The organism is Variovorax sp. Soil_C_17 (assembly GCF_057657265.1).
This window is the reverse complement of sequence record NZ_JBDGIT010000004.1, coordinates 517287-538867: the sequence shown is the minus strand read 5'-3', so window position 1 is coordinate 538867 and position 21581 is coordinate 517287. Positions and strand designations below refer to the sequence as shown.

Annotated in this window: 21 protein-coding genes; 7 read left to right on the top strand and 14 right to left on the bottom strand. The window is 69.0% G+C overall.

The features are described from left to right. Positions 1-61 precede the first annotated feature (61 nt). Both AC3A6Y_RS22690 and AC3A6Y_RS22685 read left to right on the top strand, forming a co-directional pair. Complete coding sequence (locus tag AC3A6Y_RS22690) at positions 62-565, top strand: Lrp/AsnC ligand binding domain-containing protein (protein WP_487870471.1); 504 nt, start codon at positions 62-64, stop codon at positions 563-565. 178 nt (positions 566-743) lie between these two features. After that, positions 744-2318, top strand: a complete 1575-nt coding sequence (locus AC3A6Y_RS22685; protein WP_487870470.1) for a serine hydrolase — start codon at positions 744-746, stop codon at positions 2316-2318. Positions 2319-2411: 93 nt separating this feature from the next. Here AC3A6Y_RS22685 and AC3A6Y_RS22680 read toward each other — a convergent pair whose 3' ends face one another. From AC3A6Y_RS22680 to AC3A6Y_RS22660, 5 genes are read right to left on the bottom strand one after another with little or no spacing between them, the layout of a single operon-like run. Beyond that, positions 2412-3176: an SRPBCC family protein gene (locus AC3A6Y_RS22680; protein ID WP_487870469.1), complete on the bottom strand. Its 765-nt coding sequence runs from the start codon at positions 3174-3176 to the stop codon at positions 2412-2414. Next, positions 3166-3642 carry a (2Fe-2S)-binding protein gene (locus AC3A6Y_RS22675; protein ID WP_487870468.1) on the bottom strand — a complete coding sequence of 159 codons (477 nt, stop codon included), beginning with the start codon at positions 3640-3642 and terminating at the stop codon, positions 3166-3168. Before AC3A6Y_RS22675 ends, AC3A6Y_RS22680 begins: the two co-directional genes overlap by 11 nt. Continuing rightward, entirely contained in the window at positions 3639-4511 is an 873-nt protein-coding gene (locus AC3A6Y_RS22670) for an FAD binding domain-containing protein (protein WP_487870467.1), read from the bottom strand. The genes AC3A6Y_RS22675 and AC3A6Y_RS22670 overlap by 4 nt, the downstream gene beginning before the upstream one ends. Further along, entirely contained in the window at positions 4504-6795 is a 2292-nt protein-coding gene (locus tag AC3A6Y_RS22665; RefSeq protein WP_487870466.1) for a xanthine dehydrogenase family protein molybdopterin-binding subunit, read from the bottom strand. The genes AC3A6Y_RS22670 and AC3A6Y_RS22665 overlap by 8 nt, the downstream gene beginning before the upstream one ends. A gap of 10 nt (positions 6796-6805) precedes the next feature. Beyond that, positions 6806-7792: a Bug family tripartite tricarboxylate transporter substrate binding protein gene (locus AC3A6Y_RS22660; protein WP_487870465.1), complete on the bottom strand. Its 987-nt coding sequence runs from the start codon at positions 7790-7792 to the stop codon at positions 6806-6808. Positions 7793-7899: 107 nt separating this feature from the next. Here AC3A6Y_RS22660 and AC3A6Y_RS22655 point away from each other — a divergent pair, with 107 nt between their 5' ends. Beyond that, positions 7900-8748 carry a helix-turn-helix domain-containing protein gene (locus AC3A6Y_RS22655; RefSeq protein WP_487870464.1) on the top strand — a complete coding sequence of 283 codons (849 nt, stop codon included), beginning with the start codon at positions 7900-7902 and terminating at the stop codon, positions 8746-8748. Between the two features lie 18 nt (positions 8749-8766). Here AC3A6Y_RS22655 and AC3A6Y_RS22650 read toward each other — a convergent pair whose 3' ends face one another. After that, positions 8767-9375 (bottom strand): TetR/AcrR family transcriptional regulator, encoded by a 609-nt coding sequence (locus AC3A6Y_RS22650; RefSeq protein WP_487870463.1) that lies wholly within the window; start codon positions 9373-9375, stop codon positions 8767-8769. A 97-nt stretch (positions 9376-9472) separates the two neighbouring features. On the opposite strand from AC3A6Y_RS22650, the gene AC3A6Y_RS22645 reads away from it, so the two are divergent. Then, positions 9473-10693 carry an MFS transporter gene (locus tag AC3A6Y_RS22645; RefSeq protein WP_487870462.1) on the top strand — a complete coding sequence of 407 codons (1221 nt, stop codon included), beginning with the start codon at positions 9473-9475 and terminating at the stop codon, positions 10691-10693. 48 nt (positions 10694-10741) lie between these two features. On the opposite strand, the gene AC3A6Y_RS22640 is transcribed toward AC3A6Y_RS22645, so the two are convergent. The 5 genes from AC3A6Y_RS22640 to AC3A6Y_RS22620 all read right to left on the bottom strand — a co-directional run bounded on the left by AC3A6Y_RS22640 (position 10742) and on the right by AC3A6Y_RS22620 (position 13476). Continuing rightward, complete coding sequence (locus AC3A6Y_RS22640) at positions 10742-11116, bottom strand: hypothetical protein (protein ID WP_487870461.1); 375 nt, start codon at positions 11114-11116, stop codon at positions 10742-10744. Positions 11117-11185: 69 nt separating this feature from the next. Continuing rightward, complete coding sequence (locus tag AC3A6Y_RS22635) at positions 11186-11851, bottom strand: ATPase (RefSeq protein WP_487870460.1); 666 nt, start codon at positions 11849-11851, stop codon at positions 11186-11188. Continuing rightward, a complete protein-coding gene (locus AC3A6Y_RS22630) occupies positions 11851-12198 on the bottom strand; it encodes a type II toxin-antitoxin system prevent-host-death family antitoxin (protein WP_487870459.1) in 348 nt (115 codons plus the stop codon). Before AC3A6Y_RS22630 ends, AC3A6Y_RS22635 begins: the two co-directional genes overlap by 1 nt. A gap of 151 nt (positions 12199-12349) precedes the next feature. Then, positions 12350-12934, bottom strand: a complete 585-nt coding sequence (locus tag AC3A6Y_RS22625; protein WP_487870458.1) for a hemerythrin domain-containing protein — start codon at positions 12932-12934, stop codon at positions 12350-12352. A gap of 119 nt (positions 12935-13053) precedes the next feature. Then, positions 13054-13476 (bottom strand): universal stress protein, encoded by a 423-nt coding sequence (locus AC3A6Y_RS22620; RefSeq protein WP_487870457.1) that lies wholly within the window; start codon positions 13474-13476, stop codon positions 13054-13056. A 37-nt stretch (positions 13477-13513) separates the two neighbouring features. Here AC3A6Y_RS22620 and AC3A6Y_RS22615 point away from each other — a divergent pair, with 37 nt between their 5' ends. Beyond that, positions 13514-14143 carry a universal stress protein gene (locus AC3A6Y_RS22615; RefSeq protein WP_487870456.1) on the top strand — a complete coding sequence of 210 codons (630 nt, stop codon included), beginning with the start codon at positions 13514-13516 and terminating at the stop codon, positions 14141-14143. Between the two features lie 29 nt (positions 14144-14172). Here the strand turns inward: AC3A6Y_RS22615 and AC3A6Y_RS22610 are convergent, their stop codons facing one another. From AC3A6Y_RS22610 to AC3A6Y_RS22600, 3 genes are all read right to left on the bottom strand, one after another. After that, positions 14173-15732, bottom strand: a complete 1560-nt coding sequence (locus tag AC3A6Y_RS22610) for a bifunctional aminoglycoside phosphotransferase/ATP-binding protein (RefSeq protein WP_487870455.1) — start codon at positions 15730-15732, stop codon at positions 14173-14175. 70 nt (positions 15733-15802) lie between these two features. Continuing rightward, positions 15803-18460: a cation-translocating P-type ATPase gene (locus tag AC3A6Y_RS22605; protein WP_487870454.1), complete on the bottom strand. Its 2658-nt coding sequence runs from the start codon at positions 18458-18460 to the stop codon at positions 15803-15805. Next, complete coding sequence (locus AC3A6Y_RS22600) at positions 18457-18957, bottom strand: universal stress protein (RefSeq protein ID WP_487870453.1); 501 nt, start codon at positions 18955-18957, stop codon at positions 18457-18459. The genes AC3A6Y_RS22605 and AC3A6Y_RS22600 overlap by 4 nt, the downstream gene beginning before the upstream one ends. Positions 18958-19020: 63 nt before the next feature. Between AC3A6Y_RS22600 and AC3A6Y_RS22595 the strand changes: the two genes are divergently transcribed. Both AC3A6Y_RS22595 and AC3A6Y_RS22590 read left to right on the top strand, forming a co-directional pair. Beyond that, positions 19021-19689, top strand: a complete 669-nt coding sequence (locus AC3A6Y_RS22595) for a flavodoxin family protein (protein ID WP_487870452.1) — start codon at positions 19021-19023, stop codon at positions 19687-19689. Between the two features lie 59 nt (positions 19690-19748). Beyond that, entirely contained in the window at positions 19749-21449 is a 1701-nt protein-coding gene (locus tag AC3A6Y_RS22590; RefSeq protein WP_487870451.1) for a PHA/PHB synthase family protein, read from the top strand. The last annotated feature ends 132 nt before the right edge of the window (positions 21450-21581 follow it).

Here is a 21581-nt window from a genome sequence, read left to right as displayed (position 1 = left end):
CTGGTGATATTGCGCATAATGCTCGTCTCACTTGCGAATTTCTGTTCTAAATTTGACCTAAATGCAGGATAAATCACTAGACCATGCCGCCGAGCTGCTGGGCCTGGATCGGCTGGACCTGCGCATCCTGTCGGCGCTGCAGGCGGATGGGCGCATCGCCAACCTGAAGCTGGCCGAAGCCATCGGCCTGTCGCCCACGGCCGTGCTGGCGCGGGTACAGCGCCTCACGCGCGACGGGTACATCCTGGGCTACGAGGCGCGCTTGAATCCCTTGAAGCTGGGCGCGGGCATGCTGGTGTTCGTGGAGGTCCTGCTCGACCGGACGACACCCAATGTCTTCGACGCGTTCAAGGCCGCGGTGCAGGTGCGGCCGGAGATCATGGAGTGCCACATGGTGGCCGGCGGCTTCGACTACCTGCTCAAGACCCGCAGCGCGGACATGAACGACTACCGGAACTTCGCGGGCACGGTGCTGTGGCAACTGCCGGGTGTGCGCGAAACGCGCACCTACGCGGTCATGGAAGAGGTCAAGAACTCCGCGCGGCTGGCACTGCCCGGCGTGTGACCTGCGGCTTGCCACACGAGCCATCCGCCAATCCGGCGCCTTTCCTGCCCGCGCGTTTCGCATCGGCGCGCAGTGATCCGACGCTTCGCGGTTGCACACGCGATGCCTCTCGAGTACAAGCTCCCCCACGACCGTGACGCCGGCGACCCGCCGGCCGCACGCGCCGCGGAGGCTCGACATGAACTCGGCAATGCAGCAACGGCGGCGCATCTTTCTCGGCGGCGGTCTCGCGGCATGCGGGCTGCTCGGGCTCGGCGGATGCGGCGGCGGCGGGAGCAGCGCAGGCCTGGCGGCCGAGCTCGCGCTTGCAGCGGAGCAGGCCAAGCTGCGGGCCGCCCTCGACCAGCTCGACGGGCTGGCCACCGCGTTGATGAAGCAGACCGGCGTACCGGGCCTGGCCGTCGCGGTGGTGCAGGGCGATCAGACGGTCTACGCGAAAGGCTTCGGAACGCGGGTCGCCGGAACGAACGCGCCGGTCGATGCCGACACGGTGTTCCAGCTGGCCTCGATGTCCAAGTCGCTGGGGGCCACGGTGGTGGCGCACCAGGTCGGGCTGGGGGCGGTGGCGTGGGACACCCCGGTGCGCAGGCACCTGCCGTGGTTCGAGCTCTCCGACCGCGTCGTGAGCGAACAGCTCACGATCGGCGACCTCTACGCGCATCGCTGCGGCTTGCCGGACCATGCCGGCGACCGGCTCGAGGACATGGGCTACGACCAGCAGCAGGTGCTGCAGCGCCTGCGCCATCTGCCGCTCGACAGCTTCCGCAAGTCCTACCACTACACCAACTTCGGGCTCACCGCGGCCGCTGCCGCGGTGGCCACGGCCTCCGGCACCGACTGGGCGACGCTGTCGGAGCAAACCCTCTACGGACCGCTGGGCATGCGCCGGACGAGTTCGCGCTTCGCCGATTTCCAGACGCGGAGCAACCGCGTGGTCGGGCACATGAAGATCGACGGCGCCTGGGTGCCGGGACCGGTGCGCATGCCCGACGCGCAGGCGCCTGCCGCGAGCATCAGCGCGTCGGTCAACGACGTGGCGCGATGGCTGTCGATGATGCTGGGCCGGGGACTCTTCCAGGGCACGCGCATCGTCGACGCCGCCGCGCTGGATTCCGCGGTGTCGCCGCAGGCCCTGAGCTCGCCGGCCAGCGGGGAACGGCCGGCGGGCCACTACGGCTACGGCTTCAACGTCGGCACCACGGCGGCCGGCCTGTCCTCCTTCGGCCACTCCGGCGGCTTTCTGCTGGGAACGGGGACGGCCTTCATGGTGGTGCCCGCAACCAACGTCGGCATCGTGGCGCTGACCAACGCGTCGCCGATCGGCGTCCCTGAGATCCTGGGGCAACAGTTCTTCGACCTGCTGCAGTTCGGCGCGATCCAGCGGCCCTGGGCGCAGATCATCATGCCGGCCTTCGAGGCGATGTCCGCCCCCGAGGGCTCGCTCATCGGCGCGGCACAGCCCAAGCCTGCCAGGCCGCCGCAGCCCCTGTCGGCGTATGCAGGGCGCTACGACAACGCGTACCACGGCCCGCTGCAGGTGGTCCTGCAATCAGGCGGGCTGGCGCTGGTGCTGGGGGCCGCGCCCCTGCGGCTGCCGCTCGCGCACTGGGATGGCGACGTCTTCACCTTCACGCTCTTCAACGAAAACGCCGCGCCGGGCACCCTCTCGAAGGCCAGCTTCATAGGCAACCGCGTGACACTGGAGTACTACGACCACGAGCAGCTCGGGACCTTCGTGCGCGCCGGGACATGAGCGTTGAAGCGGCGAGCGATCGGCGCGTTCCCGCGCGAACGCCCCCGTGGGAAGCCGTGCGGGCCATGCGGTTCGCGCGTGGCGCGTCCGTCTTCATTCCTTTGCCGCTGGCGGCAGCAGGCAGTCGCGCAGGAGCGCTGCGCATTCGCCGGCCGCGTCCAGCGGCCAATGGACCGTGACCGTCGCGCCCTCGCGCATCAGCTCGATGCGGATGTGGCGCGCGCAAGCCGGGTCGCCGCGACTGGAGAGCGAGGCCAGCAGGCGCGGCCACCAGCCCCGGGGCGCGGGCGGCCGCTGAACGAGTTCGCTCACCCTGGCGCCGTGCAACGGTCCCGGCATGGCTTGCGGCGCGGCACCGACCTCCGAGCTTGGTAGCGGCTCGGGCGCGATGGATGGCGCCGGCAGCTCGGCCGGCGGCGCGATCCGCTTCGACAGGTTCCGGCCGAACTCGTCCCACATGCGGTCGGCCTTGGTCTTCATCACGCTCAGGCCGAAGCTGCCCAGGCGCCCCAGCACATCCACCTTGACCTTCACGCGCAGCTCGGTGCCGCCATCGGCCTGCTCGGCGAGGAACATCTCGCTCTGCTGGCGCAGCGAACTGGCGACCGAGGCGTCCTCGCCCGTGCCCTCGCAGCGCAGGTAGAGTGGCGCGCGCTGCTCCAGGATGGTGGTCTTGAGCCTGAACTTCGCGCTCACGAAGGCGATCTTCACCGCGATCAGGGCCTTGTATTCGGTGGGGCTCAGCACCTCGACCGATTGCATGCCGGGAATGCAGGCGCCCATCACTTCGGGGTCCAGCAGCAGTTCCCACACCCGCGCGGGCGGCGCGGCGATGGTCAGGGTTTTTTCAATGTCCATTCAGTTTCTCCGCGGCGTCCAGAACGGACTCCACAATCTGGGTGTAGCCGGTGCAGCGGCAAAGGTTGCCGTTGAGGCCCTCGCGCACCTCGTGCTGCGTGGGTTGCGGGTGCTTCGCCAGCAGCGCGCACGAGGCCATCAGGAAACCCGGTGTGCAGTAGCCGCACTGCAGCCCCCCGCAACGCATGAAGGCATCCTGCAAGGGATGCAGGCGCTCGCCTTGCGCCAGGCCTTCGACGGTGGTGATCGCGCAGCCGTGCGCCTGCACGGCCAACGACAGGCAGGACTTCACCACCTCGCCATCGACCAGCACCGAGCAGGCGCCGCAGACGCCGGTCTCGCAGCCGCGCTTGGTGCCGGTCAGGTGCAGGTCATCGCGCAGGAAATCACTCAGCAGCCGGCGCGCGGGGACTTCCGCCTCGTGCTCTGCTCCGTTGACGGTCACGTTGATGTTGTGTTGGCTCATGTTGTTTCTCCCGACAGGCCGAAGAGGCCGGCGATCGTTCGCCGGCAGACCACCCGCACCATCTCGCGGCGGAATTCGACGGACCCGCGCGTGTCCGAGATCGGCGCGATGTCGGCCGCGACGATGTCGGCGGCCTCTGCGGCCACGCTGTCCGTGACGATCCTGCCGCGCAGGAATTCCTCGGCGCGCGTGACGCGGCCCGGGATGGCCACGGAGGCGCCCACGACCAGGCGCGCCTCGCGGCACAGCGCGCCGTCGCGGCGCGTCATCAGCGACACGTTCGCGAGCGGCCGATGCTCCGCCGCCGTGCGCAGGAAGCGCGTGTACCCGCCGCCGGCGTCGGCCTGCGGCGCCGGAACACGGATCTCCACCAGCAGTTCGTCCGGCTCCAGCGCGGTCACGTAGTAGTCCACCAGAAACTCCTCGACGGAAAGCACCCGCTGGCCGCACGCGCTGGCCAGGACCAGCTGCGCGCCGTGCGCCATCAGGCAGCCCGGCGGGTCGGTGGCGGGGTCCGCATAGCAAAGGTTGCCGCCCAGCGTGCCCTGGTTGCGCACCTGTGGATTGGCGACCTGCGCCGCCATGGCCGCGAGCACCGGGTAGTGCCGCTGGACGAGCTCGCAGCGCGCCAGCTCGGCATGCTTCACCAACGCGCCGATGCGCAGGCCCTCGCGCGGATCGAAGTCGATGCCGCGCAGCCCTTCGATCTGCAGGGCCGAGATCACGTGGGTCGGCGCCGCCATGCGCTGGCGCATCGCCAGCAGCAAGGCGGTGCCGCCGGCCATCACGCGGCACTCGTCGCCCAGGTCGGCCAGCATGCGGCTGGCCTCGAACAAGGAGCGCGGCTGCAGGAACTCGAACTCACGCATGGCGGGACTCCTCGCGCTGCCGCAAGGCCGCGAGCACCTTCTCGGGCGTGATCGGCAAGTCCCGGATGCGAACGCCGACCGCGTCGAACACGGCGTTGGCGATGGCGGCCGGACCTGGAAGGATCGCCGTTTCGCTGGCGCCCTTGGCGCCGTAGGGGCCGTTGGGATCGTTCGACTCGACGATGCCGCTGCGCAGCATGGGCAGCGCGTCGGGCGAGGGCATGGTGTAGTCCGCGAAGTTGCCGTTGACGATGCGGCCCGCGTCCAGCTGCAACTGCTCGTACAGCGTCCAGCCGACGGCCTGGGCGGCCGCGCCGTTGCTCTGGCCGTGCACCGCCTGGGGGTTGAGCGCCTTGCCGCAGTCGTCGGACACGAAGCTGTCGAGGAGCGTGACCTGGCCGGTCTCGGTGTCGACCTCGACCTCGACGGCCTGCGCCGCGAAGGAGTACGCCGGCGCGATGTTGCCCATGAGGGTGGTCTTGTCGAACATGTCGGTCCTGGCATCCCAGCTTCCGCTGACCTGGATGCCTTCGCCGCCGTGGCGCCAGAGGTGCGCGCGCGCCAGTTCGGCCAGCGTCAGGCTGCGCTCGGGCGCGTCCGCCGCGCACACGGCGCCACCAGCGCATGCCAGTGCCTCGGCAGGCAGCTGCAGCATCGACGCGGCCTGGTCGAGCAGCTTGGCGCGCGCGGCGCGCGCCGCCACGATGGCCGCGTTGCCGGCCGCCATGGTGACGCGCGACGCGAGCGAGCCGATGCACCACGGCGAGCTGTCGGTATCGGGTGCGACCACGTGGACGTGTTCGAGCGGGATGTCGAGCTCGTGTGCCACGACCTGCGACAACATGGTCATGGCCCCCTGGCCCATGTCCGCCTCGCTGCTGTGCAGGACGACGCGGCCGTCCTCGTTGATCTTCAGCATGACGGTGGAGCCGTCCCAGTCGCCGATGGTGCGGTTGCCGCTCACGTGCATGGCCGCGGCCAGGCCCAGGCCGCGGCGCTTCGCGCCAAGGCCGGCCTTGCGGCTGCGCCTGGCGCTCCAGCCGATCGCGTCCGCACACTGCCCGAGGCACTCGACCAGTCCGGTGCTGCCGATCTTCCAGCCGTGCACCGAGGTCGCGCCGCGCTCGATCGCGTTGAGCCTGTGAAGGTCCAGCGGATCGAGGTCCAGCTGGTGGGCCATGGCGTCGATATGGCTGTTGAGTGCGAACAGCATCTGCGTGCCGCCGAAGCCGCGGAAGGCGCCGTGCGGCGGCGTGTGCGTGTAGACCAGCGTGGCGTGCGAGCGCACGTTGCCGTTGCGGTGCATGTTGTCGCTGCGCATCGCGCTGACATGCATGACCTCGGCCGAGAGGCCGCTGTAAGCGCCGCAGTCGGCCACGATGCACACGTCCTTGGCAAGGATGCGCCCTTCCCGGTCCATGCCGAGCTTGAGCGTGATGCGCTCGGGCACGCTGGTGGCGCAGGCGAGGAAGTCCTCCAGCCGGTTGTTGACCAGCCGCACCGGTCTGCCGGTGCGCAGCGCCAGCAGGCCGGCGATCAGGCTGTTGGCGTCCTCGATGATCTTGCCGCCGAAGCCGCCGCCCGTGGTCGCCTGGATGACGCGCACCCGGGAGACCGGCAGTTCCAGCACGGCGGCCAGGCGGGCACGGACCAGGAAGGCGGACTGCGTCGAGGTCCACACCTGCAGCCGGCCGTCGGCGTCGATCGACGCCACCGAAGCCATCGGCTCCATGTAGCCGGGATACTGCGAGTGCGTGGTGTAGGTGGCCTCGTGAACCAGGTGGGCGCGCGCGAAGGCCGCGTCGACATCGCCGCGCTCGAAGCGGATCTGGTGCGCGATGTTGGCGTCGCGACCGGGATGAACGAGGGGCGCCTGCGCCTGCAGCGCCTGCTCGGGCGTGAGGATCGCGGGCAGCTCCTCGTACTCGATCTCGATCAGGTCGAGCGCGTCGCGCGCGATCTCTTCGCTGGTCGCCGCGACGGCCGCGACTTCCTCGCCGGCAAACCGCACCACGTCGCGCGCCAGGGTGAGCCGCTCCTTGTGATGCACGCCCCAAGGCACCTGCGGCCCGTCGGCACCCGTCACCACCGCCTTCACGCCCGGGAGCGCGAGCGCCTGCGTGGCGTCGATGCGCACGATGCGGGCATGCGGGTGGGGGCTGCGCAGCACCTTCCCGTGCAGCATGCCGGCGAGCTTGATGTCGCCTGCGTACTGCGCTCGCCCCAGCACCTTGGAGCGGGCATTGACCTGGGGCACCGACCTGCCCAGCGTGGATGCATTCATGGCAGCCGCCTCAGTCGGCCGTGATGGCCAGTTCCTTGATCAGCTTTCCCATCACCTGGTATTCGGTGGCATTGGTCTTCGCCAGCACCTCGGGCGCGCCGCCCACCGGCAGGGCGCCGAAGGTCGCGAGCTTGCTCACGACCTCGGGCGACTTGATGATCTCGTTCAGGTGGCCGTTGAGCAGCCGCACGACATCCGGCGGCGTGCCCTTGGGGGCGAAGAATCCGTTCCAGGCGCCGACCACGACGTCCTTGAAGCCCAGTTCGGTGAGCGTGGGGACGTCGGGTGCGAGCGGCGAGCGCGTGGCGTCGCCGATGGCCAGCGGGAGCAGCCGCTTCTGCTGGGTGTACTGGCTCACGACCCCGAGCGTGACCCAGGCCGTGTCAACGTGGCCGGCCACCACGTCGTTGACCGAGGGCGCGACGCCGCGGTAGGGCACGTGCGTGAACTTCACGCCGGCTGCGCGGTTGAGCCATTCGCCGACGATGTGCATCGGCGAGCCGGCGCCGGGCGTGGCATAGGTGAGCGACTTTCCGGAGCGGGCGAGCCCGACCAGCGCGGGGACCGACTTCGCGCCCACACCCGGATGCGCCACCAGCACCAGCGGCTGGGTGGCGATCTGGATGACCGGTTCGAAGCCGTGGAGCACGTCGTAGCTCGACGAGGGCGACAGCCTCAGGACCATCGGCGCGGTCGTGAACGGGTTGGGCGTGAACAGCAGCGTGTGGCCGTCGGGCGTGGCCCGGCCGGCGAAGGAGTTGCCGAGCGTGCCGCCCGCGCCGGGCTTGTTGTCCACGATCACCGCCTGGTTCAGGCGCTGCGACAGGCGCTCGCCCAGCATGCGAGCGATCGAGTCGGTGTCGCTGCCGGGCGGGTAGGACACGACGATGGAGATCGGCTTGGCAGGATAGGTCGGCTGGGCGTGCGCCGGTGCGAAGGCGAGGCCGCAGGCCAGCGCGAGGGCGCCGAGCGCCAGCTGTCGTCGATGGGGATGCATTGTTTGTCTCCTGGGCACGAGCCCTCAGGGAATGAATGAATGGAAGGAAGAGCGCGAGGGAAATTCTGCGATTCGCCTCGCGAGGCGGCCAGATAGAATTTCACTCCGTGAACCAATCCAGCCGCGATTCCTTTCGCAGTGCAGGGCCTGCACCCGGCGTGAAGTCGATCACCGCGCTACGCCGCGGACTCGATGTCCTGTGGTCCATCCAGCAGTCCTCCGCCGTTACCTTGGCGGACCTGCACCGCCAGACCTCGCTCTCGAAGGCCACGCTGCTGCGGATCCTGAGAACCCTGCAGGAGGCCGGCTGGATCGAGCGCAACGAAATCGAGAACCGCTATGTGCCGGCGGCCAGCGCCGGAGAGTCCGGGCTGGCCGTGGAATGGCGCGCGCGCCTGTCTGCGCTGGCGACGCAGCCGCGCGAGCAGTTGCAACGGCGCGTGCCCTGGCCGATCGATCTCGCCGTGCTCGACGGGCTGGCGATGCTCATCCTCGACACCCACCGGCCGATGAACGGCCTCGCGGTGAACTACCGGGTCCTCGGTTTTCGTCCGCGGCTGCTGCTGTCGTCGCTGGGGCGCTGCTATCTCGCCTTCTGCCCCGATGCGGAGCGTCGCCGCCTGCTGGAGGCGCTTGCACGTTCACCGTACGAAGTCGACCGCGCCGCGCTGAAGTCCCATGGGGCCCGCGACTGGGCCGCGCGCTACCGTGCCCAGGGCTACGCCTCGCGCGACCCCAGCCCCACGAGCATGGATTCGCCGGAGCGATTCGGCGCGATCTCGGTGCCCATCCAGGTCGACGATGCGGTGGTGGGCTGCATCAGCTGCGCCTGGCTGCCGGCCGTTGCCACCGAGCAGGACGTGGTGACGCGCCATCTCGACGATCTGAAGGCCGCCGCGCATTCGATCCGCAACCGGCTGGTGGCCGCGAAGTTTCCGCCCGTACCGCCGCGCTGAGCGCTTGCCGGCGTATCCCTAGTGGCGCGTTCCCCTCTGCGCTGCGGGTCTGCCCTGCCCCGCAGCGTCTTTCAGGCACGCCTCGACCCACGCGCGAATGTTGGCCTGCGAGGCGAGCGGAAGGCCGAACATCATCCGATAGACGATGGGCGCGACCACGCGGTCCATGAGCGTCTCCACCTCGGGCACCGGCTCGCCGCGCGCCTGGCCGCGCTCCACGACCGCGCCGAGCTGGCTCATCGCGAACTGCGCGCAAGGGCAGAGATCGCCCATGGCCTCCGCGCCCCTGGCGGAAACGACGTCGCGCACCATCGCACGCCCGAGCTCGGACGACATCTCGTCGCGGAACTGTTCGGCCCAGGCCAACAGGTCGCCCTCGATCGTGCCGGTGTCGAGCGGATCGCTGTCGGGTTTCAGGCGCTCGACGGCGACGTCGGCGAGCAAGTCCGCCAGGTCGCCCCAGCGCCTGTAGATCGTCGAAGGCGTGACGCCTGCGCGCGCCGCGATCATGGGCACGGTGAGGGCGGCGCGACCCTGCTCGTCCAGCAGCTGACGCGTCGCCTTGTGGACAGCGCCCTGGACACGTGCACTGCGTCCGCCGGGCCGGGGAATGGGGAGTGAGCTCATGAGACCATTTTAAAGCAAAGGATTTGCGTTAAGTATCGAATGGCCTCACAATCCGCAAACGCAATTTTTTTGCTTTTATGCAGTTGAAGGAGCTCCCATGCAGCCAGTCACGACCGCTCGCCCAGCCCTTGCCGCAAGCTGGCCGCACACGCGCCTGAGTCACGGCCGCGCGCTGTGGCTCAAGGCGTCCCTGCTGGTGAGCTTCCTGGCGGCGTCGACCGCCCCTTCGCCGCTGTATGCGCTCTACCGTGAAGCGTGGGGCTTTTCCGCGCTGACGCTGACGGTGGTCTTCTCGAGCTATGCGTTCGCCCTGCTCGCGGCACTGCTGGTGTTCGGCAGCCTGTCCGACCACCGCGGCCGGCGCGAGGTCATCCTTGCAGCGCTGGTCCTGGAGTTCGCAGCGACGCTGCTGTTCTGGCGCGCGGACTCGGTGGCGTGGCTGTTGTCGGCACGCGTCCTGCAGGGCATTGCCACCGGCATCGCGACCGGTGCGCTCAGCGCCGGCTTGCTCGATCTTCACCGCGAGCGCGGACCGCTCGTCAACGGCGTGGCGCCGATGGTCGGCATGGCGGCCGGCGCCTTCGGAACCAGCGTGCTGGTGCAGTTCGGCCCCGCGCCGACGCGCCTGGTGTTCGACTTGCTGATGCTCGTCTTTGCACTGCAGATGCTCGCCGTGCTGTACCTGCCGGAAACGGTGGAGCGCCGGCCCGGCGCCTGGCGCTCGCTCTGGCCCCGTATCGCGATTCCGCAGCAGGCTCGCGCGGTGCTGTGGCAGGTGCTGCCGGTCAACACGGCGCAATGGGCGCTCGGCGGCTTCTATCTCTCCCTCGGGCCGACCCTGGCGAAGATCGTCACCGGCAACGATGCGCCGATGGTGGGCGGCGTGCTGATCTCCGCATTGGTCCTCAGCAGTGCCGTCGCACTCCTGGCCGTGCGGCAGTGGCCGCCGCGCAGGGCGCTCGCCCTCGGTGCCGCTGCGCTGGCGCTGGGCCTGGCCGTCAGCCTTGCCGGGATCCTGCTGCACTCCACCGCCGCGTTCTTCATCGGCGCCGCGATCGCGGGCCTGGGCTTCGGCTCAGCCTTCAGCGGATCGTTGCGCAGCCTGGTGTCGCTGGCGCAACCGCAGGAGCGCGCCTCGCTGATGGCCGGCTTCTATGTGTTGAGCTACCTGGCTTTCAGCGTGCCGGCGATCGCGGCGGGGCTGAGCACGGGGCTTGTCGGACTGCCTGCCACGGCGCTGGGCCTGGGCGCCGTCTTGACGCTCATGGCCTCGGCGGCCTTGCTGATGATGGGCCGGCGAGTCACAGCCGCCGAATAGAGCGAGGGTCCGCCCGGCCCGGACTTCCGATGAGCGGCTGGGCATCGTTCAAGCGCCCGCCTTGATCGCCTCCGAGGACAGATCGACCGTGGGCCTGGCGCCCGCCGGCGTGGGTGGGCTCGAGCGCGCGCTCTCTGCGCTCTCTGCGCTCTCTGCGCCCTCTGCGCGCAATGCGTTCGGGTCGGTGCGCAGCTGCTGGGCGAGGTCGCGGAGTTCTTGAAGACGGTCTTCGTCCGGTTCGGGATAGGCCAGTCGCCAATCGGCCACCAGCTGCAAGACCTCGGGATCATCCAGCGCGCTCAAGCCTTGAAGCAGTTCCGACTGTTCGGCGGTGCGCCTGGCCTGCAGTTGCGCGCTGCGGTAGCTTTCCAGGCCCAGCAGAAAACATGCCGCGAAGACAAAAGCGATCAGGATTTTCAGCATGCCCCTTCCTCTACCCCGTGTGTGTCGTTTCCAAGCGATTGTGTCCTCGCGCCTCGGCATTCCCTGAGGTCATGCGGCGGAGCCGGCCTGTATCTCCATCGCGGCCTGGACGATCGGCCGCGCCCATTCGGGGATGGACTCCAGTACTTGCGTGTCGTCCTGGGCCGGGTAGCTCACTCGCCCCTCGATCATCTCGAGGACGAGCACCGGGTCCGGGATGTCCTGGCCGGGGGCGGCCTCGGTGCTGTTGTCGAAGACCTGCAGGCGGGACAGCTGCGGCATCAGCCGGATCAGGTTGATGCGGGAGCCCACCCAGCGCTCGCGGATCTTGTCCTGCGGGATGTCGTGGCCGCCGTTGGCAACACGCGCGCGCACGCGCTGGATGTGCATTTCCGGCGACCGCAGTCCGCAGAACAGCATCACGACGTCGTGCGTGGCCGCGGCCTCGGCAAGCAACGCCGGAATGGTCCTGCCGCCCAGCGTGGTCTCGAACGCGTAGTTCGTCCCGTTGGCGATCGCGGCCTCGAGCTGCGAGCGCCCGTACGTCCAGGCCCGGGCATTGGCTTCTTCGGCGGGCAGGCCCAGCTGCGACGCCAGTTCGCGTGCAAAGCTGTCAGGGTTGAACCACGCCAGGCCGTGCTCGGCCAGCATGGCGCCGCCCACCGAGCTCTTGCCGGCCCCATTGACGCCGGCCAGGACAAAGACGAAGGGCCGGGCCGCGGCGGCCGCAGGCATCAGAACGAGGCACCCGCCTTGGGTGGCCGGGCGAGCTTGCCTCGGGATTCGAACAGCGCCCTCGTCCGCTGCCGAGCGCCGGGCTCCTGCAGCACCGCCAGGCGGGCGTCGAAGCGGCCTGCCAAGTCGTCGAGGATCGATTGCTCGCGTGCCTTGATCGCCTCCAGGTCGCAGGTCAATTGCTGGTAGGTGGCGGCGTCGAGCAGCACCATTTCTACCGCCGAATGATTGGTGATCGCGACGCTGCCCGTTTGTCGCACCTGGCGCACGACCTCGCCCCACTTGTTCTTGACTTGGGACGCGTTCTGCCGCGGCAGGTCATCCAAGCTGAGCAGTTCGGGGATCATGGTGGCGGCTCCTGAGGTCAGGCAGCCATTATGGCAAAAATGGCCGGGCGCCGCTATTTTTAGAGCGGTGTGGCCAATTTGGCCCTGCGTCGCCAAGCCGCTGGGCAGCAGCTTTCCGTTGGCACGGCCGGCACCTTGCCGTCGCCGTCGCCTAGCCCGCAGCGCCCAAGCCGATCGGCGCAGGCACCGCGTTGACGATGCGCGTGAAGAGCTCTTTGTATTCCGCATCGGGCTCGCATCCGGTCAGCGGGTCCCGGTTCGTGCCGAAAGCCTTGTCGAGCTCGGCCCAGTCCTCTTCGGTCAGCACCCGTTCGGCCAGGGGCAGGATCTCCCGCTCTTCCATGGCCATGTGCGCGAGATAGAAGTCGACGTAGTGATCGACGGCCTGCTCGAAGGCCTTGCGCCGCGACTCGCCCATCATCTCGAAGGCAAGCAGGGCATGCTCCACGTTCCGGATCCGGCGCTCCCCGCGCGCATGATCGTCATCCAGTCGATCAAGCAGCTCGCGCGACAGCGGAGTTCGTGCGCGCAGCTTCGGAAAGAGCAGTTCGGTTTCCTTTCGGTGGTGCCGCTTTTCTGGAAACTCGTCGACATAGAACAGCATCGCGCGCAGTGCTCCGAAGTCGGGCAGCGTGCCCTGGCGACGATGCTGTGCCAGCAGCAGGATGATGGAGCGCAGCATGGCCGAGAGGGCCGAGTGCTCGTCGCGGATGATTCTGATCGTGGAATGCGTCATGCAGGTCCCCTTTGGAAAGGCTCTAGGCTCTCACGGCGGACCTGCGGCGACCTTGTTGCAGATCAAGGCAGTGCTTGGCCGCGAGCTGTGATCTTCAGCACCGCCACAGGTCCAAGCGTTCAACGCACCAGAAGGACCGGCACGGTGCACCGTGCCAGCACTTTCGTGGCGACCGAGCCGAGCACCAGATTCTTCAGAGCGCCGACGCCGTGCGATCCCATGATCACCAGATCGAAATTGCCGGCTTCCGCATACGAGGCGATCTCATCGGCGGGATGGCCCACCTTGTGGACGAAGGTCGCCTCGATGCCCTGTTCGCGCATGAAAGCCTGGATCGGCTCCAGCACGACGCGGGCATCGTCTTCGTAGTAGCCATGCACCATCTCGGGCCCCGCGAACGCAGCCGCGCGGTGCGGCACCGGCAGAACCACGTAGAGGACCGTACAGGCCTGAGCCGTGCCGAGGAAGTCCTTGTGCGTCGCCAGGTAGGACAGCATGCGCTTCGTGTAGTCGCTGCCATCGACCGCGAGAAGGGTCTTCATGATTTGTCTTTCGTTCAGATGAGGTTTCGGGTGCCCGATGTTCGCCGCCGGCTCGTCGGTCTCTCTTGCGCCAGATCAAATCGCGCGCAGTGGGGGTGCCGATACTGGCCGTATCTCAACTCAGCGGCAGGAGCAGGCGATGTATCAGCGAATCCTCGTTCCCATCGACGGCAGCGAGACCTCGAAACGCGGTCTCGAGGAGGCCATTCGACTTGCCAAGCTGACGCACGGAAAGCTGCGGCTCTTTCATGTCATCGACGAACTCTCGTTCGCCCTCGCAATGGATGCCTACGCGGGCTATGCCGGCGACTGGCTCGACGTGCTCCGCGAGAACGGCAAGCGCATCCTCGATGAAGCCAGGGCCACCGCCCAGGCCGCCGGCGTCGAGGCCGAGGCCGAGCTCTGCGACAGCTTTTCGGGGTCGGTCCACCAAATGGTGAATGCCGAAGCGGCCAAGTGGCCCGCGGACCTGATCGTTATCGGCACGCACGGTCGCCGCGGAGTCGGCCGCGTCGTCATGGGCAGCAGCGCGGAACACGTCCTGCGATATGCCTCGGTGCCGGTCCTGCTGGTGCGGGCGCCGGAAGCCGCGACCCAGGCCGAAGCGGCGGCGACGGCAACGGCGACGCACGTCAGCCTGCCCACGGGTGCCCTGGCCTTCGAGTAGCGCACCCTGCCCCCGGCGTGCGGCTCGCTTCAGTGCGAGCGCGCGAGCCAGCGGGCGCCGAGCGAGGCCACATCCACGGGATCATCCGTCGCGACGTCCAGCGCGAAGGCGCACTCGTCCTGGCCGAGCGGCTCGTGGGTGGCGAGCTGCCGCTCGAGCACGGCCAGGGTCGCCTCGGACGCATCGCTGCCCTCGGCATCGCGTGCCGCCACGCGGCGGCGCAGCTGGGCCTCGGCAGCGCGGCAACGGAGGATCGAGAACGGCACGCGCAGCTCGGCCGCCAGGGCGCGGAACGCCAGCCGTTCGTCCCGGCGCAGAAAGGCGGCATCGACGATCACGGGATATCCGGCTTGCAGGGCCGTGCGCGCGCACTCGGCCAGCCGCGCGAAAGTGCCTCGGGTCGCTTCCTGGCTGTAGATCTCGGCCTGGCGATCGGCTGAACGCTGCTGCGCCCCCAGCCCGAAAAGACGCTTGCGCTCGACATCCGAGCGGATGCGGATCGCACCCGCGGGGGCCAGAAGCGCGGCAGCCATGGTCGACTTCCCCGATCCGGACAATCCGTGCGTGATCATCAGACGTGGCGTGCCGCCCGCGGTGCGCGCAAGTTGGGCTGCGCAGGCGAGGTAGTCCGGCTCGCCGGGCAGGCAGGCGTCCGCGCCGGTCCGCTCGCGCAGGCGGCAGACCAGTGCCCGCACCATCGCCCTGTACACCTCGTAGAAGCGCAGAACCGGCACGCCGGCGTAGTCGCCGCTGTGCTGAAGATACGCATCCAGAAAACGGAACCCGAGATCCGCTCGGCCATGCGCCTTCAGGTCCATGGTGAGAAAGGCGACGTCGCTCATGACGTCGATCCAGCGCAACATGGGATCGAATTCGATGCAGTCGAAGGCCGTCAGCCGGCCCTCGAGCAGCACCACATTGGCCAAGTGGAGATCGCCATGGCATTCGCGCACTGCGCCGTGCCGCTGCCGTTGCAGCCATGCCGTGCGCAAGGCCTTCTTCTGCTCGAACACCCAGGCCTGCAGGTCACGCGGGTACCGCGCGCCACCACCGGCTCGCAGACGGGCCAATGCATCGACGACCGGGCGGCCGACCTGGGCCGGGGCGCCGAATGGGGAGTCCGGCTCGGCCCGCTGCGCTTCGTCATGAAACACGGCCAGACGCTGCGCGAACTGCTCGAGCTGCCCCTCCTGCAAGCGTCCTGCCGGCAACAGGCTGCACAGCAGGGCTTCCTCGGGAAACCGGCGCATGCAGACGGCGAAGTCGATGGGCTCGCCGTCGCCGAGCTGCGGCGCCTGCGTCGTGCCGCCAATGGGAACGACGCCGACATAGAGCGAGGGCGCGAGCCGCCGATTGAGGCGCACCTCCTCCTCGCAGAAATGCTTGCGCGCCGCCAGCGACCGGAAGTCGACGAAGCCCAGGGCAACGGGCTTTTTCAGCTTGTAGACCAGCGTCGACGTCAGCAGCAGCCAGGAGATGTGGGTCTCCACCAGCGAGACGGGCTGGCCCGTGTCCGAGCGAAGGCGCTCGTGCAACGCCGTCACCAGCGTGCGATCCACGGCAACGGCGGCCGGTCTGTGCAGCTTCATGTCGACAGTGTGCGTGATGGCGACCGGCCGTTCCAGGTGCCGAGGACAAAGGGGTCAGACCGGCTTGCACTCATTTGCGCTCGCCCCTCGCCGCTTGCGCGGACCCGTGTGCCGATCGGCGCAGCCACTTCTCCGCCTCGACCGTCGCGAAGACCACGGCCGCGCATGCCAGGCACAGCGCCAGCTCGCCGGGTGCCAGGGCCTCGGTGCGAAACACCTTCTGCAGCGGCGGAACATAGATCACCGCCAGCTGAAGCACGAAGGTCGAGAGCACGGCACCGGCCAAGGGCCAGTTGCTGCCGATTCCCAGCGTGAAGAGCGATTCGCGCTCCGAACGGATGGCCAGCACATAGGCCATCTGCGAGAGCGTGAGAACCGTGAACACCATGGTCTGCCAATGCATCCCCGTCCTCAGGGCCCAGGCCTGAATGCCCAGGCACATCGCCGCGATGAGGAGACCGACCCACAGCACGTGCTGCCAGAGGCCGCCGGCGAACAGGCTTTCTCCGGGCGGGCGCGGCGGCCGCTGCATCACGCCCCGTTCGGCCGGCTCCACGGCGAGCGCCAGGCCCGGCAGTCCGTCGGTGACCAGGTTCACCCACAGGATATGCAGGGGCAGCAGCGGAATCGGCAGGCCCATGAGCGGCGCAAGCACCAGGGTCCAGGTCTCCGCCGAATTGCCGGTGATGGCGTAGCGGACGAACTTGCGGACGTTGTCGAAGATGCGCCGGCCTTCCCGCACCGCAGCCACGATGCTGGCGAAGTTGTCGTCGAGCAGCACCAGGCTCGCCGCTTCGCGCGCGACATCGGTCCCGCCGCGGCCCATGGCCACGCCGATGTCGGCCTGCTTGAGCGCCGGCGCGTCGTTGACGCCGTCCCCCGTCATCGCGACGAACCGGCCCTGGGACTGCAGCGCACGCACGATGCGGATCTTCTGGGCCGGGTCGACCCGGGCGTACACGCGCACATCGCCGGCCAGCCGTTGCAGTGCGATGTCGTCCAGCGCAGCGAGTTGCGGGCCGGTCAGGACCGTCGAGCCGGCCTCGGCGATGCCGAGTTCGCGCGCGATCGCCAGCGCGGTCGCCGGATGGTCGCCCGTGATCATCACCGGCGTGATGCCGGCGCTTCGGCAGTCCGCGACGGCGGCCTTCGCCTCGGGCCGCGGCGGGTCCGCCAGCCCGACGAGCCCGAGCAAGGCCAGGTCGGCTTCGACCGCCTCCGAAGGCTGCCCGCTCGGGTCCTGCGCAAAGGAACGCCGGGCCAGTGCGAGGACGCGCAGGCCCTGCTCGGCCATCGCCGCTGCCACGCCCAGGGCCTGAGCCACGTCGAGCGGGGCTTCCTGCTGCCCCGCCGCAACGCGGGTGCAGCGCGGCAGCAAGGTCTCCGGCGCGCCCTTGACGACAACAACCCAGCCTTGGCCCTCCCGGTGCAAGGTGCTCATCCGCTTGCGCGCGGAGTCGAATGGCCATTCGTACAGACGAGGCTGCGCGGAGCGCACGGCACGGGGGTCCGCGCCGCCGGCCTGGGCCGCTTCGACCAGCGCCGTCTCGGTCGGCTCGCCCACCCACGCGCCGCTGGCGTCCGCAGCGGCGTCATTGCACAGCACGGCCGCGGCCCACAGTGCCTGCGGCGTCCCGCCGCCCGGATACTCGACGGCCTGGACCCGCATGCGGTTCTGCGTCAAGGTACCGGTCTTGTCCGAGCAGATCACGCTGACCGATCCCAGCGTCTCCACCGAGGGCAGGCGCCGCACCAGCGCGTTCACCTTCACCATGCGGCGAGCGCCCAGGGCGAGCAGGACGGTCACGACTGCGGGCAGCGCCTCAGGAATCGCCGCCACCGCCAGGCTGACGGCCGTGAGCGCCATCAGCAGCACCGGCTCGCCACTCAGAACGCCAACGCCGAAAAGCAGCCCGCAGATGCACAGAACCACGAGCGACAGGCGCCTGCCGAAATCAGCCAGGCGCAGTTGCAAGGGGGTGCTTCGCGCACCGGTGTCCCGCAACAAGCCGGCGATGCGCCCCAGTTCGGTCCTCGAGCCCGTGGCGACCACCAGGCCTTCCGCACGGCCGTGGCTGACCAGCGTTCCCTTGAAGGCCATGTTGAGCCGGTCGCCGACCGGATGGTCGCCCGCGGGAAGGTGTGCGATGTGCTTCTCCACCGCGACGGACTCCCCGGTCAGCATGGACTCGTCCACGCGCAATTGCGCCGCCTCGTGCAGCCGCAGGTCGGCGGGCACGAGATTGCCTGCCTCCAGCAGCACCACGTCGCCCGGCACCAGGTGCGCCGGATCGACGGCCAGCGAGCAGCCATCGCGCCGCACGGTCGCATGGGCGCCGGCCAGCCGCTTCAAAGCGACGAGCGCCCGCTCCGCGCGCCACTCCTGCGCGAGGCCGATTGCCGCGTTGAGCAGCACGATGACCGCGATGGCCACGGTGTCCGCCACATCTCCGATGAAACCCGAAAGCAGCGCAGCCGCGATCAGCACGAGCACCATGAAGTCGCTCAGCTGGTCCCACACCCGCCGCGTCAGGCTGCGCGGGGCCGCCTCGGGCAGCCGGTTTTCGCCGTAGAGACCCTGCCGATGTTTCGCCTGCTCGGAAGTCAGGCCGCGCTGCGGGTCGACCTCCAGCCGGGCTGCAAGCGCCTTCGCGGGGTGCAGATGCGCTTCGGCGGCCAGCAGGGCCCCATCAGGCCCGACGAGGTCCGCGGGCCGACCCTGTCTCACGCTTCGGCGGCGACCGGCGGCGCCGCCGTACCGCTGGCTTGTCCGACGCGCTCGTGGGCATTCACGAGCAGCACGGGGACCGGCGCCATGCGCAGCACCTGCTCGGCATCGCTGCCCAACAATGCGCGCGCAACACCGTGGCGGCCGTGCGTCCCGATCACGATGAGGTCGGCCTTCCAGGTCCCTGCCTGCTCGACCACGATCTCCGAGACGCGGCCCGCGAGCGAGGTGAAGAGCACGCTTTCCGCCTCGATGCCGGCAGACTGCGCGCGCTCCCTCCCCTGTTGGAGGATCTGCCTGCCTGCTCGCGCCATCAGTGGCACCACATCGCCGCTGTAGGTGGCGAAGGTCTCGAAGCCGGTCACGTATTTCAGCTCGTCCACCACGTGGACGAGCCGGAGCCTTGCGCCGGTGAGCTTGGCAAGGCGAATCGCCTCGTCCAGGCCTCGCAGCGCGGTGGCGCTGCCGTCGATGGGGACAAGAATGCGTTGGTACATGGCTGGCTCCTCGAATCAGGAAAGAATCGGCTGCCAGTGTCGACCCCTGGACGCGCGCCGGGCTTGACGGGCATCAATGCAAACGCCGCTGCGGCTGCCCAATGCGGGTTCGGGCCGGATGAGCCGCTGCGTTCATTGATCCAGCGCAAGAAGCTCCGCTGCGCCATGGGGGACCATCGGCGCATCGACAGAGCGGAGAGCGCGATGAGCAAGGTGTTGGTGGTCGTCTATTCCTATACGCGCACTTCCCGCCGGGTGGCGCGGCTGCTGAGCCAGCAGCAAGGCTGGCAGTTGGGCGAAATCACGGAGGTCCGGCCGCGCAGCGGCGTCCTGGGCGCGCTGCGCTGCCGGCTCGACTCCCTGCTGCGACGGTGCCCGGAAATTCGCTACCACGGGCCGTCGCCCCGGCAGTTCGATGCCGTGGTGCTGGTATCGCCCATCTGGGCGCAGCGGCTCGCCGGCCCCATGCGCAGCTTCGTGGCGCAGCGGCGCGATGACCTGCCCGACGTGGCCGTGGTGTCGGTCATGGGCGATCACGGCGCGCCCAAGGCTGTGGCCGAGATCGGCCGCATCCTCGGTCGTGCGCCTTTCTCGAGCACCGCGTTCACGACGCGCGAGGTCGACGACCTCGGCTTCGCCGTGCGCCTGCAGCCCTTGGGCAAGGCCCTGGGCAGCGCGAGGCAACCGCAAGCGGTCGCGCGCCCCGCCGTCCTGTCGCCTCAACCCGCATGATGTGCGGCATCGGACCCGACCTGAATCCGGGAGCGACGGACCACCATGCAGAAGCTGCCTTGGACCGCACGCTGCACGCCCAGCTGGCCGAACTGACGAAAGGCATTTCTCCCGCGGCGCTGATGCAGGCCTGGTCGGACTGGGCCATCCACTTGGCGGCGCAGCCCGCCCTGGGTGCGCAGCTGCTGATCGCCCGCCCGCTGATGCGAGCGACGAAAGCCGCGCTCCAGGCGCTTCAGCCCGTGCCTTCCCATGGCCCCGAGACCTCCGATCCGCACGAAGACGACCCCCGCCTCGCCGATCCGCTCTGGGACGCATGGCCGTTCAGCGTCTACAGGCAGGCGTTCCGTGCCGGCGGGCAGTGGCTGCGGGAAATGACCGAAGGCGTGCCCGGCGTCGAGCGCCATCACGAGCAGGTCGTGTCGTTCTCGGCCCGGCAACTGCACGCGATGTGCTCGCCGGCGAACTCGCCCGCCACGCATCCGCTGGTGCTGCAGCGAACGCTCGTCTCCGGCGGAACGAACCTGTTGCAAGGCGCGTGCAACTGGATCGAGGACGTCCAGCGCAGCCGTGACCACCTGCCGCCCAAAGGCGCCGAGGCCTTCCTGCCCGGACGCGAGGTGGCGCTCACGCCCGGCAAGGTCGTCCTGCGCAATCACCTGATGGAGCTGATCCAGTACGCGCCCACGACGGCCACGGTCCACCCCGAGCCGGTGCTCATGGTCAGCGCGTGGATCATGAAGTACTACATCCTCGACCTGTCGCCGCGCAATTCGCTGATCCGCTACCTGGTCGACCAGGGCCACACCGTCTTCGCCATCTCGTGGAAGAACCCGGATGCGGAAGACCGCGACCTCGGCATGAACGACTACCTGGCGCAGGGGCTGATGGCCAGCCTCGATGCCGTTTCGGACATCGCGGGCGGGCAGCGCGTGCATGCACTGGGCTATTGCCTGGGCGGGACGCTGCTCGCCATCGGGGCGGCGGCGATGGCGCGCGACCATGACGATCGCCTGGCCACGGTCACCTTGCTGGCTGCGCAGACCGACTTCACCGAGCCGGGCGAGCTCGGCCTCTTCATGGACGAAAGCCAGCTCTGTTTCATCGAAGACATGATGGCCCGGCAAGGCTTCCTGAGGGCGGATCAGATGGCCGGCGCCTTCAACATCCTGCGTGCCGTCGACCGCATCTGGTCGCCCATGGTGCAGAACTACCTGCTCGGCGAGCGTGCGCCGTTCACCGACCTGATGGCGTGGAACGCCGATGGCACGCGCATGCCCTACCGCATGCATGCGGACTATCTGCGCAGCCTGTTCCACGACAACGAACTGGCGCGCGGGCGCTATTGCGTGAACGGACAACCGGTCTCCCTGCGCGACATCGAAGTGCCGATGTTCGCCGTGGGAACCTGGACGGACAATGTCGCGCCCTGGCGCTCGGTGTACAAGCTGAACCTGCTTTGCGACACCGAGATCTGCTTCGTTCTGACGGACGGCGGCCACAACGGCGGCATCCTCAGCGAGCCGGGACACGCGCATCGCCACTACCGCATCCTGCAGCGCGCCGGGGATGCCGCCTATATGCCGCCCGATGCCTACGTGGCACGTGCCGAGCGGGTCGAAGGCTCGTGGTGGCCTGCACTGCAGCGCTGGCTGGCAGACCGCTCCGGGCCTCGTCGCAAGCCACCCCGCATGGGCCATGCCCAGCGGGGCTACCTGCCGATCTGCGACGCGCCGGGCACCTATGTCCTGGTGCGATGAACGCGCCATGCAGGTCCTTGATCCAGCGCAATGCCTTGGCCCGGTGCGCTTCCTACAGTGCCGTCAGGGCCGACCGGCTCGCGAAAGGTCTCTCATGAAATCCGATGTCCCACCGACAACCGACGTCCACAA

What these genes read in the sequence shown, in the direction of transcription:
- AC3A6Y_RS22690 (WP_487870471.1), top strand. Translation starts at nt 62, where the DNA reads ATGCAGGATAAATCACTAGACCATGCCGCCGAGCTGCTGGGCCTGGAT.
- AC3A6Y_RS22685 (WP_487870470.1), top strand. Translation starts at nt 744, where the DNA reads ATGAACTCGGCAATGCAGCAACGGCGGCGCATCTTTCTCGGCGGCGGT.
- AC3A6Y_RS22680 (WP_487870469.1), bottom strand. Translation starts at nt 3,176, where the DNA reads ATGGACATTGAAAAAACCCTGACCATCGCCGCGCCGCCCGCGCGGGTG.
- AC3A6Y_RS22675 (WP_487870468.1), bottom strand. Translation starts at nt 3,642, where the DNA reads ATGAGCCAACACAACATCAACGTGACCGTCAACGGAGCAGAGCACGAG.
- AC3A6Y_RS22670 (WP_487870467.1), bottom strand. Translation starts at nt 4,511, where the DNA reads ATGCGTGAGTTCGAGTTCCTGCAGCCGCGCTCCTTGTTCGAGGCCAGC.
- AC3A6Y_RS22665 (WP_487870466.1), bottom strand. Translation starts at nt 6,795, where the DNA reads ATGAATGCATCCACGCTGGGCAGGTCGGTGCCCCAGGTCAATGCCCGC.
- AC3A6Y_RS22660 (WP_487870465.1), bottom strand. Translation starts at nt 7,792, where the DNA reads ATGCATCCCCATCGACGACAGCTGGCGCTCGGCGCCCTCGCGCTGGCC.
- AC3A6Y_RS22650 (WP_487870463.1), bottom strand. Translation starts at nt 9,375, where the DNA reads ATGAGCTCACTCCCCATTCCCCGGCCCGGCGGACGCAGTGCACGTGTC.
- AC3A6Y_RS22645 (WP_487870462.1), top strand. Translation starts at nt 9,473, where the DNA reads ATGCAGCCAGTCACGACCGCTCGCCCAGCCCTTGCCGCAAGCTGGCCG.
- AC3A6Y_RS22640 (WP_487870461.1), bottom strand. Translation starts at nt 11,116, where the DNA reads ATGCTGAAAATCCTGATCGCTTTTGTCTTCGCGGCATGTTTTCTGCTG.
- AC3A6Y_RS22635 (WP_487870460.1), bottom strand. Translation starts at nt 11,851, where the DNA reads ATGCCTGCGGCCGCCGCGGCCCGGCCCTTCGTCTTTGTCCTGGCCGGC.
- AC3A6Y_RS22630 (WP_487870459.1), bottom strand. Translation starts at nt 12,198, where the DNA reads ATGATCCCCGAACTGCTCAGCTTGGATGACCTGCCGCGGCAGAACGCG.
- AC3A6Y_RS22625 (WP_487870458.1), bottom strand. Translation starts at nt 12,934, where the DNA reads ATGACGCATTCCACGATCAGAATCATCCGCGACGAGCACTCGGCCCTC.
- AC3A6Y_RS22620 (WP_487870457.1), bottom strand. Translation starts at nt 13,476, where the DNA reads ATGAAGACCCTTCTCGCGGTCGATGGCAGCGACTACACGAAGCGCATG.
- AC3A6Y_RS22615 (WP_487870456.1), top strand. Translation starts at nt 13,514, where the DNA reads ATGTTCGCCGCCGGCTCGTCGGTCTCTCTTGCGCCAGATCAAATCGCG.
- AC3A6Y_RS22610 (WP_487870455.1), bottom strand. Translation starts at nt 15,732, where the DNA reads ATGAAGCTGCACAGACCGGCCGCCGTTGCCGTGGATCGCACGCTGGTG.
- AC3A6Y_RS22600 (WP_487870453.1), bottom strand. Translation starts at nt 18,957, where the DNA reads ATGTACCAACGCATTCTTGTCCCCATCGACGGCAGCGCCACCGCGCTG.